The organism is Variovorax raffinosi (genome assembly GCF_051216615.1).
GTDB lineage: Bacteria > Pseudomonadota > Gammaproteobacteria > Burkholderiales > Burkholderiaceae_C > Variovorax.
Genome location: NZ_JBPJZR010000011.1, coordinates 53277 through 66641, shown reverse-complemented (window position 1 = coordinate 66641; position 13365 = coordinate 53277). Strand labels below are relative to the sequence as shown.

The following is a 13365-nucleotide window of genomic DNA, read 5'->3' as shown; positions in this document are numbered from 1 at the left end:
GGCAGGGTCGAAAAGATCAGGCGGCGGGGCGCTGCGCGCAGACGCTGCAGTGCGGGTCGCGCGCCACACGCAGCGTGTCGAACGCCGTGCTGCGGCCATCGAACATCAGCAGCTTGCCCGCCAGCGACGGGCCGATGCCGGCGAGCAGCTTGAGCGCTTCGCTGGCCTGCAGCGTGCCGATGGTGCCGACCACGGGGCCGAACACGCCGAGCACCGCACAGCGCGTTTCTTCAAAGGCCGCGTCGGGCGGGAACAGGCAGGCGTAACAGGGGGAGGCCGCATCGCGCGTGTCGTACACGCTCAACTGGCCGTCGAAGCGGATCGCCGCGCCAGCCACCAGCGGCTTGGCATGCGCCACGCAGGCGCGGTTGACGGCGTGGCGGGTGGCGAAGTTGTCGCAGCAGTCGACCACCACGTCGGCCGCCGCCACGAGGCGCGACAGCAGCGCCTCATCGGCACGCAGGGCGTGGGTTTCGATGGCGATGTCGGGGTTGATGTCGCGCATGGCCTGCGCAGCGGATTCGACCTTGGGGCTGCCGACACGGGCGTTGGTGTGGACCACCTGCCGCTGGAGATTCGTCAGATCGACTTCGTCGTCGTCCACCAGAGTGATGTGGCCGACACCCGCGGCGGCAAGGTACAGCGCGACGGGAGAACCCAGTCCGCCCGCGCCGATTACCAGAACGCGCCCGGCACTGACGCGCGCTTGCCCGTCGATGCCGAACTCTTCAAGCAGGATATGGCGCGAGTAGCGCAGCAGGTCGTGATCGTCCATGCGCGCTTCGGTTCTCGCGAATGAAGAAACGAAACCGTTGACGGCGCGAGCCACACTGTGCGTGCGGCCCGGTCACCGGCTTCAGTTTTCCTTCTTCTCTTCCTTGTTGTCGACGATCACCTGCGTCTTGCTGACCAGCACCGGCTGGCCCTTCAGGCGGTTGAGCGCCTGCACCAGCGGGAAGTCCTTGTCGGTGCCGAACTCGGGCACCTTGCGGTCCTGCGGCGGCTTCTTGGCTTCTTCCTCGAGGCGCTTGCGGGCTTCGTCGCGGGCCTTTTCGCGCTCAGGGTCCTTGGTCTCGGGGCCCTGGCCGCTGGCCAGATGCTTTTCGAGATCGGCTTCGCGCATGCGCAGGGCGGCGAACGGGCTGCCTTCAGCGCTTTCGTCGACCAGCACGTTGGGCACGATGCCCTTGGCCTGGATCGAGGTGCCGCTGGGCGTGTAGTAGCGCGCCGTGGTGATCTTCAGGCCGGTGTCCGGACCGAGCGGGCGAACCGTCTGCACCGAGCCCTTGCCGAAGGTCTGGCTGCCCATGACGATACCGCGCTTGTGGTCCTGCAGCGCGCCGGCCACGATTTCGCTGGCGGAGGCCGAGCCTTCGTTCACCAGCACCACCAACGGCACCGTCTTCAGGGCTGCAGGCAGGCTGCGCAGCGGGTCGCTGCCGGAGCGGCGCTGGTAGTACTCGGGGGCCGCCTTGTAGACCGACTTGCTTTCGGCAAGCTGGCCGTCGGTGGTCACCACGGTGACGTTCTCGGGCAGGAAGGCCGAAGACACCGCCACGGCCGCGTCGAGCAGGCCGCCCGGGTCGTTGCGCAGGTCGAGCACCAGGCCCTTGAGGTTCGGGTCTTCCTTGTACATCTCGTCGATCTTCTTGACGAAGTCTTCGACGGTGCGTTCCTGGAACTGTGACAGGCGAATCCAGCCGTAGCCCGGCTCCATGATCTTGCCGCGGACCGACTGCGTGCGGATTTCCTCGCGCGTGATCGTGACCGGGAAGGTGCGGCTCTCGTCCTTGCGGAAGATGGTCAGCAGCACCTTGGTGTTGGCTTCGCCGCGCATGCGCTTGACCGCTTCGTTCAGCGACAGGCCGCGCACGGCGGTGTCGTCGATCTTGGTGATCAGGTCATTGGGCTTGAGGCCGGCACGGAAGGCCGGGGAGCCTTCGATGGGCGAGACGACCTTGATGAGGCCGTCTTCCTGCGAAATCTCGATGCCCACGCCGACGAACCGGCCAGTGGTGCCTTCCCGGAATTCCTTGAAGGACTTCTTGTCGAAGTACTGGGAATGCGGGTCGAGCCCGGCGACCATGCCGGAAATTGCATCGGAAATGAGCTTTTTCTCGTCGACCGGTTCGACGTAGTCGCTCTTGACCATGCCGAAGACGGCAGCGAGTTGCTGCAATTCCTCGAGCGGGAGCGGCGCAAGCGATCCGCGTGCGACCGTCTGCAACGAGACGGTGGTCAGGACGCCAGCTACGGCGCCGGCGGCGACCCAGCCGGTGATCTTCAGTTTCTGGCCCATCATGAGTGGTTGTCCTTGTCGGCGGCTGTCGAACCAATATACACAGCTTGGAAGCAATTTGTTTGCCGGGGTTCCACGGGGGAGCCGGCAAGCGGGGTTTTCTTTCAGCCTTTGCCTTGCGAGGCCACCGCTGCGGCGGCCTGTTCGGCTGCGGCGGCGTCGCCGAGGTAGTAGTGCCGCAGGGGCTTGAGGTCGTCGTCTAGTTCGTAGACCAGCGGAATGCCGTTCGGGATATTCAGGCTGACGATGGCGTCGTCCGAGATGCCGTCCAGGTACTTCACCAGCGCCCGGATCGAGTTGCCATGGGCCGCCACCACCAGGCGGCGCCCGGTGCGGATGGCCGGCGCCATCGATTCGTTCCAGAACGGCAGCACGCGCGCCACCGTGTCCTTCAGGCATTCGGTGAGCGGGATCTGCTCGGGCGACAGCTTGGCGTAGCGCACGTCGCCGCGCTCGCTGCGCGGGTCGTCGGCTTCCAGCGGCGGCGGCGGCGTGCCGTAGCTGCGGCGCCAGACCAGCACCTGCTCGTCGCCGTACTTCTTGGCGGTTTCGGCCTTGTTCAGGCCCTGCAGGCCGCCGTAGTGGCGCTCGTTCAGGCGCCAGGAGTGCACCACGGGCAGCCAGGTGCGGTCGAGTTCGTCGAGCGTGTGCCACAGGGTGCGGGTGGCGCGCTTGAGCACGCTGGTGTAGGCGACGTCGAAGTCGTAACCCTCGGCCTTGAGCAGCCGGCCGGCCTGCTTGGCCTGCGCCACGCCGGTCTCGGTCAGGTCGACGTCCGTCCATCCGGTGAAGCGGTTTTCGAGATTCCAGGTCGATTCGCCGTGACGGATCAGTACCAGTTTGTGCATGTGGGAGGCCTTTGGCTGCGCTTGCGAAACCTCGCATTCTAAAATCCCCGGTTTGCCATTCAAGGAACCCCCCGTGAAATTGATCGAATTCGTCACCGCGAACTGGATGCTGATCCTGATCGCGCTCAGCTCCGGTGCCATGCTGGCGTGGCCGCTGGTGCGGGGAGCGGGCGGTGGAACGCTCACGGCCCAGGGCGCCGTGCAGCTCATCAACCGCGAACGCGCCGTGCTGGTCGACGTGCGCGAGGCGGAAGAATTCGCCACCGGCCACATGATCGGCGCGAAGAACGTTCCCCTGAACCAGCTCGAAGAAAAGCTGGCCGGCACGGTCAAGAACAAGACCGTGCCGCTGCTGCTGGTGTGCGCCACCGGTGCCCGCGCCCAGCGCGCCGTGGCCGTGGCCAAGAAGCTCGGCTACGAGCAGGCCCAAGCGGTCGCCGGCGGGCTCAAGGCCTGGAAAGACGCTAACCTGCCTGTTGAAAAGGCCTGAAGCTTCCCAAGGTAAAGAGCATGCAAGCAGTCAAGATGTACACCACCGCCGTTTGCCCCTACTGCACGCGTGCGAAGCAAATCCTCAAGTCCAAGGGCGTCGAGCAGATCGAAGAGATCCGCATCGACACCGACCCCCAGGCCCGCAGCATCATGATGGAGATCACCCAGCGCCGCACGGTGCCGCAGATCTTCATCGGCGACACCCATGTCGGTGGCTGCGACGACCTGGTGGCGCTCGACAGCCGCGGCGGCCTCGTGCCCCTGCTCCAGGGCACCTGAAACACAAAGCAACCGCCGTCACGAAAGTGCTCCGGCGGTAGGGCGATAATCCTTTGCTCATTCATCTGCAGCCCGCTGCGGGAACCTCTCCCCGGCGGGCATTGTTTTGATCCTCGAAAGTTCAGCCATGGCCGACCAGCAAGCCCAAGATCCCGTTTTCCAGATCCAGCGCGTCTACCTCAAGGACCTGTCGCTCGAACAACCCAATTCGCCCGCGATCCTGCTGGAGCAGGAGCAGCCCACCGTCGACATCCAGCTCGGCGTGGACGCCCAGCCCGTGACCGACGGCATCTTCGAGATCACCGTGTCGGCCACCGTGCAGACCAAGATCGGCGACAAGACCGTGTTCCTGGTTGAAGCCAAGCAAGCCGGCATCTTTGAAATCCGCAACCTGCCCGAAGAGCAGATGGGTGCCATCCTCGGCATCGCCTGCCCGCAGATCGTCTATCCGTACCTGCGCGGCAACGTCGCCGACGTGATCCAGCGCGGCGGCTTCCCGCCCGTGCACCTCGCCGAAATCAACTTCCAGGCGATGTACGAGCAGCAGCAGGCACAGGCCGCCGGCCAAGCCTCGCCGACCCTGGCTCAGTAAACCGGGCACAACGCCGCCAACGCCGATGAAGATCTGCGTTCATGGCGCCGGTGCCTGGGGCACGGCAGTCGCCGTCAACGCGGCGACTCGCCACGAGGTCACGCTCTGGGCGCGCGATGCGGCCCAGGCCGATGCCATTTCGAAGGCGCGCGAAAACACCCGCTACCTGCCGGGGCTGGCACTGCCGGCCTCGCTCGCCGTTCGCGCGGGCGACATCCGACAGGCGCAGGCCGGCGCCGACCTCGTCATCGTGGCCACGCCCATGGCCGCCCTGCGCGAACAGCTCATCGCACTGCGCGGCACGACCGCGCCGGTGGCGTGGCTGTGCAAGGGCGTTGAGCCCGCGCTCGACACATCCCCCACATCCTTCGGCCTGCTTGCCCACGAAATATGGGCGCAGGTTGCTCCCGATTTAAGAGCGGGCGTGCTCAGCGGCCCCAGCTTTGCGCAAGAGGTCGCCGAAGGGCGGCCGACTGCGCTGGTGGCCGCCAGCCCGCATGCGGCGGTGCGCGACGCGCTGGTCGATGCCTTCCACGGCCCGGCGTTGCGCGTCTACGCCAACGACGACATCGTGGGCGTGGAAGTCGGCGGCGCGGTCAAGAACGTGCTCGCCATTGCCACGGGCCTGTGCGACGGCCTTGCGCTGGGGCTCAACGCCCGCGCAGCGCTCATCACGCGCGGCCTGGCCGAAATGACGCGCTTCGGCCTTGCGCTCGGTGCGCGGGCCGAGACCTTCATGGGCCTTTCGGGGCTCGGCGACCTCGTGCTGACATCGACCGGCGACCTGTCGCGCAACCGCAAGGTCGGCCTGCTGCTGGCCCAGGGCCACACGCTGGCGCAGGCCGTCGCGTCGCTCGGCCACGTGGCCGAAGGCGTTTATTGCGCGCGCACCGTGGTGCAGCGCGCCCGTGGCCTGGGCATCGAAATGCCCATCGCCGAAGGCGTGGTCGCGCTGCTCGACGGCCGCGTGAGCGCCAAAGACGCCGTCGCCGCGCTGACCGGGCGCGACCCGGTGCCTGAATCGGTTCAGCCCGGCGCAACCGCGGCGAACCCCCGCCATTCCCCCTGACAAGACTGCTGAAGACAAAAAGAGCCATGAGCCTTCGCTTTGATTTTTCTGCGTCGGCCGTGGCCGCGCTGGCCCTGGCCGATGCCACGCGTGCATTGCAGGAAGACGTCGCCGACGGCGACCTCACCGCCTCGCTGGTTGCCCCCGATCGCCGCGCCCGCGCCCGCGTGCTCGCGCGCGAATCCGCCGTGCTGTGCGGCGCGCCCTGGGTCGAGGCCACGCTGCGGCAGCTCGATCCGCAGGCCCGCATCACCTGGCTGTGCGGCGAAGGCGAGCGCTGCGCCGCCGACCAGACCGTGCTGGAGATCGAAGGCGCCGCGCGCGCGTTGCTGACGGCCGAGCGCACCTCGCTTAATTTCCTGCAATTGCTGAGTGCCGTCGCCACCAAGACGGCCATCTATTCCGATGCCATCAAGGGCACCCGCGCCCGCATCGTCGACACCCGCAAGACCCTGCCGGGCCTGCGCCTGGCGCAGAAGTACGCGGTGCGCACCGGCGGTGGGCTGAACCACCGCATCGGCCTCTACGACGCGGTGCTGATCAAAGAGAACCACATCGCCGCAGCCGGCGGCGTGGCTGCGGCCCTGCGCGCGGTGGCGCCGGTGGCCGGACGCGCGGCCTTCGTCGAGGTCGAGGTCGAAACGCTCGCCCAGTTGCACGAGGCGTTGGAAGCCGGCGCGCGCATGGTGCTGCTCGACAACATGGACCTGCCCACGCTGCGCGAGGCGGTTCGCATCAACGACGAAGCGGGCAATGACCGCAAGGCCGTGCTCGAAATCTCGGGCGGCGTCACACTCGACGGCCTGCGCGCCCTGGCCGAGACCGGTGTCGACCGCATCTCGGTCGGCGCGTTGACCAAGGACGTCAAGGCCATCGATTTCTCGATGCGCTTCCAGGAAGGCTGATCCACGCATGGCGTCCTCTCTCGTCATCGATGTCGACTACGAACAGCCCGCGATGCTGCAGGGCGCCGTGTGCGACACGCGCCATGCCTGGGCCCGCGTGCCGCCCGAGCCGTCGCCGGACGAACGCATCGCGCTGAAGGCGCGCATTCGCCGCCTGCTGCGCGAGCGCAATGCGGTGATGGTGTCGCACTTCTACGTGCATCCCGACCTGCAGGACCTGGCCGAGGAAACCGGCGGCATCGTGAGCGACTCGCTTGAAATGGCGCGCTTCGGCCGCGACCATGCGGCGCAGACGCTGGTGGTGTCGGGCGTGCGCTTCATGGGCGAGACCTCGAAGATCCTTTCGCCCGAAAAGCGCGTGCTGATGCCCGACCTGGACGCCAACTGCTCGCTCGATCTGGGCTGCCCGGTCGACGAATTCAGCGCCTTCTGCGACCAGCACCCCGACCGTACCGTGGTCGTCTACGCCAACACCAGCGCGGCCGTGAAGGCGCGCGCCGACTGGCTGGTTACGTCGAGCTGCGCGCTCGACGTGGTGAACGCGCTGCATGCGGCCGGCCAGAAGATCCTCTGGGGCCCCGACCGCCACCTGGGCGACTACATCCAGCGCCAGACCGGCGCCGACATGGTCAGCTGGAACGGCGCCTGCATCGTGCATGACGAGTTCAAGGCACTTGAACTCGAGTTGCTCATGAAGGAGCACCCGAAGGCGAAGGTGCTGGTGCACCCGGAGTCGCCGTCCGACGTGATTGCGCTGGCGGACGCGGTTGGTTCGACCTCCGCCATCCTGAACGCGGCGCAGCGCATGGACGCCACCGAATTCATCGTGGCCACCGACACCGGCATGCTGCACAAGCTGCGCACGTTGAATCCGGGCAAGACTTTCATCGAGGCGCCCACGGCCGGCAATGGCGGCACCTGCAAGAGCTGCGCGCATTGCCCTTGGATGGCGATGAACGGGCTGGTGGAGCTGGCGAATGCGCTTGAGACTGGCGCGGGGGAGATTCACGTCGACCCGGCGCTGGGGCTGCGGGCGCGTGTGCCGATTGACCGAATGCTGGCGTTCACGGCGGGTTTGAAGAGCGGGCAGGCGCCCGGCAGCCTCGTCGCCGGTATCGGCGCGGCCTGACCCTGCCTTCTGTCTTGCTCCTTCCCCCTCTGGGGGAAGGTTGGGATGGGGGCGGGCAGAGCGCTCGATGGGTCCGCTGCTTGCCCCCACCCCAGCCCTCCCCCGGGAGGGGAGGGAGCAAGACCTAGAAATCCACGGTGCAGGAATCGCCCAGCGCCTCGCGCCAGACCCTCACACGCGCCAGCGAAGGCCGCAAATCCGGCAACGCATCCGCAATGAACACACAGAGGTTCTCCAGCGTCGGCGGATGCAACCCCGCCACGTCATCCAGCAGGTGATGGTCAAGCTGCTCGCGCACATCCTCCAACCGCCGACGCAGCAACCCCAGGTCAATCACCATCCCCGTCACCGGATCGCGCTCCCCCGTGAGCCAGACTTCGGCGTGGTACGTATGGCCGTGAATACGGCGGCTACCTTCGACTTCGATCTCGCGCTTCAGCGTGTGAGCGGCGTCGAAGAAAAAGCGTTGGCTGATGGTGAAGCGCATCGTCAAAAAAGAAACTCGAAAATAAAGGCCGTCACTCAGCGGATGCCGGTGATCTTGTGCGTCTGCACGCTGAGCCGCCATGCAGGCTGGCGCATGCATTCGGCAATGCACAGCTCGGTGTTCGCGACCCGGTCGGGTCCGTCCATCGGCTGCAAAAAACGGTGCGTGAACTCGCCGGTGCGCGCCATCGTGTCGAGGTCGAACTCGGTCTGCGGCCACACCAGCTTCAGCTCCTGCCCGCGCTGCTGCAGCCACGGCGCGCCGGCCTTGGGGCTGATGCACAGCCAGTCGATGCCCTCGGGCGCGACGACAGTGCCGTTGCTCTCGACCGCGATGCGAAAGCGCCGTGCATGCAGCGCATCGACCAGCGCCGCATCGACCTGCAGCAGCGGCTCGCCGCCCGTCAGCACCACCAGCCGGTGATCGGCGTCGCCGGCCGGCCATTGCGCGGCGATGGTGTCGGCGAGCAGGTCGGCGTTCTTGAACTTGCCACCCAGCGTGCCGTCGGTGCCAACGAAGTCGGTGTCGCAGAAACGGCAGACGGCATTGGCGCGGTCTTCCTCGCGGCCGGTCCAGAGGTTGCAGCCCGCAAAGCGGCAGAACACGGCCGGCATGCCCGCCTGGCCGCCTTCGCCTTGCAGGGTGTAGAAGATTTCCTTGACGCTGTAAGTCATGAAGCGGGAGAGTCGATTTCCAGGTTGTCGATCAGCCGGGTGCTGCCCAGCCGCGCCGCCGCCAGTGCCACCAGCGGCTCGCCAGCCGAGGGGGCCTGCAGGTCCGAACGGCGCCGCAGCACAAGATAGTCCGGTTGCCAGCCGCGCTGCGTCAGCGTCTGCATTGCCCGCGCTTCGATCGCGGCCAAATCGCGTTCGCCCGCATGCACGGCCGCAGCCATCGCCTTCAACGCCTGCGACAACTGCACGGCCTCGGCGCGTTCGCTCTCGCTCAGGTAGCCATTGCGCGACGACAGCGCAAGCCCATCCTCAGCGCGGAAGGTCTCGCCGCCGACGATCTCGATGGGCAGCGCGAACTGCCGCACCATGTGGCGGATCATCATCAACTGCTGGTAGTCCTTCTTGCCGAACACGGCCACACGCGGCTGCACGCATTGAAAAAGCTTCATCACCACCGTGCACACGCCGATGAAGAAGCCGGGCCGGAAGTGGCCTTCGAGGATGTCGGCCAGCGCCGGGTCCGGGTGCACCTTGCAGGTCTGCGGCTCGGGGTAGAGCGCTTTCTCGTCGGGCGCGAACAGCACGTCGCAGCCGGCGGCGCGCAGCTTCTCGCAGTCGCTGTCCCAGGTGCGCGGATAGGTGTCGAAGTCTTCGTGCGGCAGAAACTGCAGGCGGTTGACGAAGATGCTCGCCACCGTCACGTCGCCCAGCGGCTTGGCCTGCTTCACGAGCGCCAGATGGCCGTCGTGCAGGTTGCCCATGGTCGGCACGAAGGCCGGGCGCTTGAAGGCCGTCAGGTGGTTGCGCAGGTCGGCGATGGTGTGTGCGATGTACATGAACAGTCCTTACCAGGCGTGAAGTTGATCGTCGGGGAAGCTGCCGTCCTTCACCGCATGCACGTAGGCCGCCAGGGCCTGCGCGATGCTCGAGGAATCGGCCATGAAGTTGCGCACGAACTTCGGCATGCGGCCGAGGTTGATGCCCAGCATGTCGTGCAACACCAGCACCTGGCCGGCGGTGGCCTTGCCGGCACCGATGCCGATGGTGGCGCAGTGCGTCAGTTCGGTCGTGAGTTCGGCTGCCAGCGTGGCCGGCACCATCTCGAGCACCAGCATCGTCGCGCCTGCGTCCTGCAGCGCATGGGCCTGCTGCTTGAGCAGGGCCGCGGCTTCATCGCCCTTGCCCTGCACGCGGTAGCCGCCGAGCGCGTGCACGGTCTGCGGCGTGAGGCCCAGGTGCGCGCACACCGGAATGCCGCGCTCAACCAGGAAGCGCACCGTCTCGGTCGTCCAGCCGCCGCCTTCGAGCTTGACCATGTGCGCGCCGGCCTGCATCAGCACCGTCGCGCTGCGCAGGGCCTGCTCCCGCGATTCCTGGTAGCTGCCGAAGGGCAGGTCGGCGATGAGCCAGGCCGTGCCCTGCACGCGGCGCAGGCCGCGCGAGACGCTGTCGGTGTGATAGCGCATGGTGTCCAGGCTCACGCCCACGGTGCTGTGCAGGCCCTGGCAGACCATGCCGAGCGAATCGCCGACCAGCAGGCAGTCGATGCCCGCCGCGTCGGCCATGGCCGCGAAGGTGGCGTCGTAGGCGGTCAGCATCGCGATCTTTTCGCCGCGCGCATGCATGTCGGCCAGGCGCGGCAGGCTCACGGGCTTGCGCGAGGCGGGCGTCGAGGCCGGGGGCAGCGTCCCGTAGGGGGAGGCTGGCGTGGTTTCTGGCGATGGGGTGTGGGTGGTGTTCGACATGGTTGGGTTTCTCCCTGCGGGCGTCGGTGGCCGGGCATCCTTGAGTGAAGAAAAACGCGAAACGGGTGGGTCGTCAGTCCGTCGACGGCACCAATACGGTGGGGCCAGTCGGTTCGGCAAGCGAAGGATAGTCGCGGCTGAAATGCAGCCCGCGGCTTTCGTGGCGTGCCTGGGCCGAGCGCACGATCAGCTCGGCCACCTGCACGAGGTTGCGCAACTCCAGCAGGTCGCGCGTGACGTGGAAGTTCGCATAGAACTCCTGGATCTCGGCCTGCAGCAGCGCAATGCGATGGCTCGCGCGCTCCAGCCGCTTGTTGGTGCGCACGATGCCCACGTAGTCCCACATGAAGCGGCGCAGCTCGTCCCAGTTGTGCGAGATGACGACGGACTCGTCGGCGTCGGTGACGCGGCTGTCGTCCCATGCGGGCAGCGTGGCGGTGCGATGTGCGGGCGCTTCGGCGATGGCCGTTGCGGCGGCGCGCGCGAACACCATGCACTCGACCAGTGAATTGCTGGCCAGCCGGTTGGCGCCGTGCAGGCCGGTGCAGGCGGTTTCGCCGATGGCGTAGAGGCCCGGCACGTCGGTGCGGCCGGCGAGGTCGCTGAGCACGCCGCCGCAGGTGTAGTGCGCGGCCGGCACCACCGGAATCGGCTCGCGCGTGATGTCGATGCCCAGCTCGGCGCAGCGCGCCAGGATGTTGGGAAAGTGCTCTTTCAGGAACGCGGCGGGCTGGTGCGAGATGTCGAGGTACACGCAGTCCAGGCCGTGCTTCTTCATCTCGAAGTCGATGGCGCGCGCGACCACGTCGCGCGGCGCGAGTTCGGCGCGCTCGTCGTGCTTGGGCATGAAGCGCGTCCCATCGGGGAGCTTCAAAAGGCCGCCTTCGCCGCGCACCGCCTCGCTGATCAGGAAGGACTTGGCATGCGGGTGGTACAGGCAGGTCGGGTGGAACTGGATGAACTCCATGTTCGACACCCGGCAGCCGGCGCGCCATGCCGCGGCAATGCCGTCGCCGGTGGCCGTGTCGGGGTTGGTCGTGTACAGGTACACCTTGCCCGCACCGCCCGTCGCCAGGATGGTGTGCGGCGCGCGAAAGCTCAGCACCTCGTCGGTGGCGTCGTCCAGCGCATAGAGGCCCACGCAGGCCGGATCATCCAGGCCGAGCTTGCTGCCGGTGACCAGGTCGACCAGCGTGTGATGCTCGAAGAGGGTGATGTTCGGCGTGCGGCGCACGCGCTCGATCAGCACCTGCTGCACGGCTGCGCCGGTCGCGTCGGTCACGTGCACGATGCGGCGCTGGCTGTGGCCGCCTTCGCGCGTCAGGTGCAGGTCGCCGCCTTCTTCCGAAAACGGCACGCCCAGCTCGCGCAGCCAGCCGATGGCTTCGGGTGCATGCTCGACCACGAAGCGCGTGGCCTCGGGATCGCACAGGCCCGCTCCGGCCACCAGCGTGTCGTCGACGTGCGCGTCGAAGCTGTCGCCCGCCGCCAGCACCGCGGCAATGCCGCCCTGCGCCCAGGCGCTGGAGCCGTCGTTCAGCGCGCGCTTGGTCAGCACGGCCACGCGGTGCGTGGGGGCCAGCAGCAGCGCGGCCGAGAGGCCAGCGAGGCCGCTGCCGACGATGAGGACGTCGAAGTCGTGCACGGCGGAATTCTCGAAGTAGGGGGAGGTCAGGCTGGCGAGTAGGCCAGCCGCACGTAGATGGGGGCGAAGGCCTCGGCCTGCGTGATGTCGATCAGCGTTTCCTTCGCCAGTTCGAGCATCGCGATGAAGGTGACGATCAGCACCGGCGCGCCGCGCGACACGTCGAACAGCTTCTCGAATTCGACGAAGCGCTGCCCCTGCAGGTGGCGCAGCACGATGCTCATGTGCTCGCGCACGTTGAGCTCTTCGCGCGAAATCTTGTGGTGCTGCACGAGCTTGGCGCGCTTCATGATGTCGGCCCAGGCGTCGCGCAGCTCGATCACGTCCACATCGGGAAAGCGCGGCTTGAGCGACTGCTCGATGTAGACCTGCCCCTTCCAGAAGTCGCGGCCGTAGGTCGGCATGGCGCTGATGGCGGCGGCCTGCAGCTTGGTCTGCTCGTATTCGAGCAGGCGGCGAACGAGTTCGGCGCGCGGGTCTTCGGCCTCTTCGCCGTCGGCCACCTTCTTGGGCGGCAGCAGCATGCGCGACTTGATCTCGATCAGCATCGCGGCCATCAGCAGGTACTCGGCCGCGAGTTCGAGGTTCGTCTGGCGGATTTCGTCGACGTAGCTCAGGTACTGCCGCGTGAGCCCGGCCATCGGGATGTCGAGGATGTTGAAGTTCTGCTTGCGGATCAGGTAGAGCAGCAAGTCCAGCGGGCCTTCGAAGGCCTCCAGGAACACCTGCAACGCCTCGGGCGGGATGTACAGGTCCTTCGGCATCGCGAACAGCGGCTCGCCATAGAGCCTCGCGAGCGCGACTTGGTCGACCACATCGGGCATGGCGACCACCAATGCGCCGTTGTCCTCGTCTCCGATCATCGGGCGGTCGCTATCATTTAAATAGCGACGTACGCAATGCGGACGAGCGTCAGATGCCGATTCGGCATTGCCGGATTACTTGGCTTGGGTCTGGTAGACGTACGGCTGCTGCGGCACGCGGGCTTCGCTGTATTCCTCGAGCAGGCCGCGGTCGAGGTGCTTGTCCCACAGCAGGGCGCGGCCGGCGCGCTGTTCGGCTTCCAGCGTCGGCTTCTTTTCTTTCATCTCCTCGATGAAATTGGTGATCTCGGAAGAGTAGTGGGGGCGGTTGAAGATGGACATAGACTGGACCTTTATGGCGCGAATTTTACCGGGGACGGCATGAGGCAACGGCAACT

The 13365-nt window shown here is 66.9% G+C and carries 16 protein-coding genes; 6 read left to right on the top strand and 10 right to left on the bottom strand.

Translation table 11 applies throughout. The features are described from left to right. Nucleotides 1-16: 16 nt before the first annotated feature. From ACSFB7_RS27615 to gpmA, 3 genes are all read right to left on the bottom strand, one after another. Nucleotides 17-775 (bottom strand): HesA/MoeB/ThiF family protein, encoded by a 759-nt coding sequence (locus ACSFB7_RS27615; RefSeq protein WP_435475524.1) that lies wholly within the window; start codon nt 773-775, stop codon nt 17-19. Between the two features lie 81 nt (nt 776-856). Next, nucleotides 857-2299, bottom strand: a complete 1443-nt coding sequence (locus tag ACSFB7_RS27610; protein WP_435475696.1) for a S41 family peptidase — start codon at nt 2297-2299, stop codon at nt 857-859. Between the two features lie 104 nt (nt 2300-2403). Next, nucleotides 2404-3147, bottom strand: coding sequence for a 2,3-diphosphoglycerate-dependent phosphoglycerate mutase (gene gpmA / locus ACSFB7_RS27605; protein WP_435475523.1), 744 nt, complete (start codon nt 3145-3147; stop codon nt 2404-2406). A gap of 106 nt (nt 3148-3253) precedes the next feature. Between gpmA and ACSFB7_RS27600 the strand changes: the two genes are divergently transcribed. From ACSFB7_RS27600 to nadA, 6 genes are all read left to right on the top strand, one after another. Further along, nucleotides 3254-3637, top strand: a complete 384-nt coding sequence (locus ACSFB7_RS27600) for a rhodanese-like domain-containing protein (protein WP_435475695.1) — start codon at nt 3254-3256, stop codon at nt 3635-3637. 20 nt (nt 3638-3657) lie between these two features. After that, nucleotides 3658-3918 (top strand): glutaredoxin 3, encoded by a 261-nt coding sequence (gene grxC / locus ACSFB7_RS27595; RefSeq protein WP_435475522.1) that lies wholly within the window; start codon nt 3658-3660, stop codon nt 3916-3918. Nucleotides 3919-4045: 127 nt separating this feature from the next. After that, nucleotides 4046-4510 (top strand): protein-export chaperone SecB, encoded by a 465-nt coding sequence (secB, locus tag ACSFB7_RS27590; RefSeq protein ID WP_435475521.1) that lies wholly within the window; start codon nt 4046-4048, stop codon nt 4508-4510. A 25-nt stretch (nt 4511-4535) separates the two neighbouring features. Next, on the top strand, nt 4536-5579 hold the full coding sequence (locus tag ACSFB7_RS27585) for an NAD(P)H-dependent glycerol-3-phosphate dehydrogenase (RefSeq protein WP_435475520.1): 1044 nt from the start codon (nt 4536-4538) through the stop codon (nt 5577-5579). 26 nt (nt 5580-5605) lie between these two features. Further along, the gene (gene nadC / locus ACSFB7_RS27580) at nt 5606-6484 is read left to right on the top strand and encodes a carboxylating nicotinate-nucleotide diphosphorylase (protein WP_435475519.1); all 879 of its coding nucleotides are present in this window, start codon (nt 5606-5608) and stop codon (nt 6482-6484) included. A 7-nt stretch (nt 6485-6491) separates the two neighbouring features. Then, nucleotides 6492-7613: a quinolinate synthase NadA gene (nadA, locus tag ACSFB7_RS27575; protein WP_435475518.1), complete on the top strand. Its 1122-nt coding sequence runs from the start codon at nt 6492-6494 to the stop codon at nt 7611-7613. A 124-nt stretch (nt 7614-7737) separates the two neighbouring features. Here nadA and ACSFB7_RS27570 read toward each other — a convergent pair whose 3' ends face one another. The 7 genes from ACSFB7_RS27570 to ACSFB7_RS27540 form a co-directional block, all read right to left on the bottom strand. Further along, nucleotides 7738-8100 carry a 6-pyruvoyl trahydropterin synthase family protein gene (locus tag ACSFB7_RS27570; RefSeq protein WP_093198488.1) on the bottom strand — a complete coding sequence of 121 codons (363 nt, stop codon included), beginning with the start codon at nt 8098-8100 and terminating at the stop codon, nt 7738-7740. Between the two features lie 35 nt (nt 8101-8135). Beyond that, complete coding sequence (gene queE / locus ACSFB7_RS27565) at nt 8136-8774, bottom strand: 7-carboxy-7-deazaguanine synthase (protein ID WP_435475517.1); 639 nt, start codon at nt 8772-8774, stop codon at nt 8136-8138. After that, the gene (gene panC / locus ACSFB7_RS27560) at nt 8771-9610 is read right to left on the bottom strand and encodes a pantoate--beta-alanine ligase (RefSeq protein WP_435475516.1); all 840 of its coding nucleotides are present in this window, start codon (nt 9608-9610) and stop codon (nt 8771-8773) included. The genes queE and panC overlap by 4 nt, the downstream gene beginning before the upstream one ends. A 9-nt stretch (nt 9611-9619) precedes the next feature. After that, complete coding sequence (panB, locus tag ACSFB7_RS27555) at nt 9620-10519, bottom strand: 3-methyl-2-oxobutanoate hydroxymethyltransferase (RefSeq protein ID WP_435475515.1); 900 nt, start codon at nt 10517-10519, stop codon at nt 9620-9622. A gap of 73 nt (nt 10520-10592) precedes the next feature. Then, entirely contained in the window at nt 10593-12164 is a 1572-nt protein-coding gene (gene nadB, locus ACSFB7_RS27550; RefSeq protein WP_435475514.1) for an L-aspartate oxidase, read from the bottom strand. Nucleotides 12165-12190: 26 nt separating this feature from the next. After that, nucleotides 12191-13027, bottom strand: a complete 837-nt coding sequence (locus tag ACSFB7_RS27545; RefSeq protein WP_435475513.1) for a segregation and condensation protein A — start codon at nt 13025-13027, stop codon at nt 12191-12193. Nucleotides 13028-13102: 75 nt separating this feature from the next. Then, entirely contained in the window at nt 13103-13309 is a 207-nt protein-coding gene (locus ACSFB7_RS27540) for a DUF3460 family protein (protein WP_435475512.1), read from the bottom strand. Nucleotides 13310-13365: the final 56 nt, after the last annotated feature.

Coding starts and splice junctions, on each gene's coding strand:
- ACSFB7_RS27615 (WP_435475524.1), bottom strand. CDS start 775: ATGGACGATCACGACCTGCTGCGCTACTCGCGCCATATCCTGCTTGAA.
- ACSFB7_RS27610 (WP_435475696.1), bottom strand. CDS start 2,299: ATGGGCCAGAAACTGAAGATCACCGGCTGGGTCGCCGCCGGCGCCGTA.
- gpmA (WP_435475523.1), bottom strand. CDS start 3,147: ATGCACAAACTGGTACTGATCCGTCACGGCGAATCGACCTGGAATCTC.
- ACSFB7_RS27600 (WP_435475695.1), top strand. CDS start 3,254: ATGCTGATCCTGATCGCGCTCAGCTCCGGTGCCATGCTGGCGTGGCCG.
- grxC (WP_435475522.1), top strand. CDS start 3,658: ATGCAAGCAGTCAAGATGTACACCACCGCCGTTTGCCCCTACTGCACG.
- secB (WP_435475521.1), top strand. CDS start 4,046: ATGGCCGACCAGCAAGCCCAAGATCCCGTTTTCCAGATCCAGCGCGTC.
- ACSFB7_RS27585 (WP_435475520.1), top strand. CDS start 4,536: ATGAAGATCTGCGTTCATGGCGCCGGTGCCTGGGGCACGGCAGTCGCC.
- nadC (WP_435475519.1), top strand. CDS start 5,606: ATGAGCCTTCGCTTTGATTTTTCTGCGTCGGCCGTGGCCGCGCTGGCC.
- nadA (WP_435475518.1), top strand. CDS start 6,492: ATGGCGTCCTCTCTCGTCATCGATGTCGACTACGAACAGCCCGCGATG.
- ACSFB7_RS27570 (WP_093198488.1), bottom strand. CDS start 8,100: ATGCGCTTCACCATCAGCCAACGCTTTTTCTTCGACGCCGCTCACACG.
- queE (WP_435475517.1), bottom strand. CDS start 8,774: ATGACTTACAGCGTCAAGGAAATCTTCTACACCCTGCAAGGCGAAGGC.
- panC (WP_435475516.1), bottom strand. CDS start 9,610: ATGTACATCGCACACACCATCGCCGACCTGCGCAACCACCTGACGGCC.
- panB (WP_435475515.1), bottom strand. CDS start 10,519: ATGTCGAACACCACCCACACCCCATCGCCAGAAACCACGCCAGCCTCC.
- ACSFB7_RS27545 (WP_435475513.1), bottom strand. CDS start 13,027: ATGATCGGAGACGAGGACAACGGCGCATTGGTGGTCGCCATGCCCGAT.
- ACSFB7_RS27540 (WP_435475512.1), bottom strand. CDS start 13,309: ATGTCCATCTTCAACCGCCCCCACTACTCTTCCGAGATCACCAATTTC.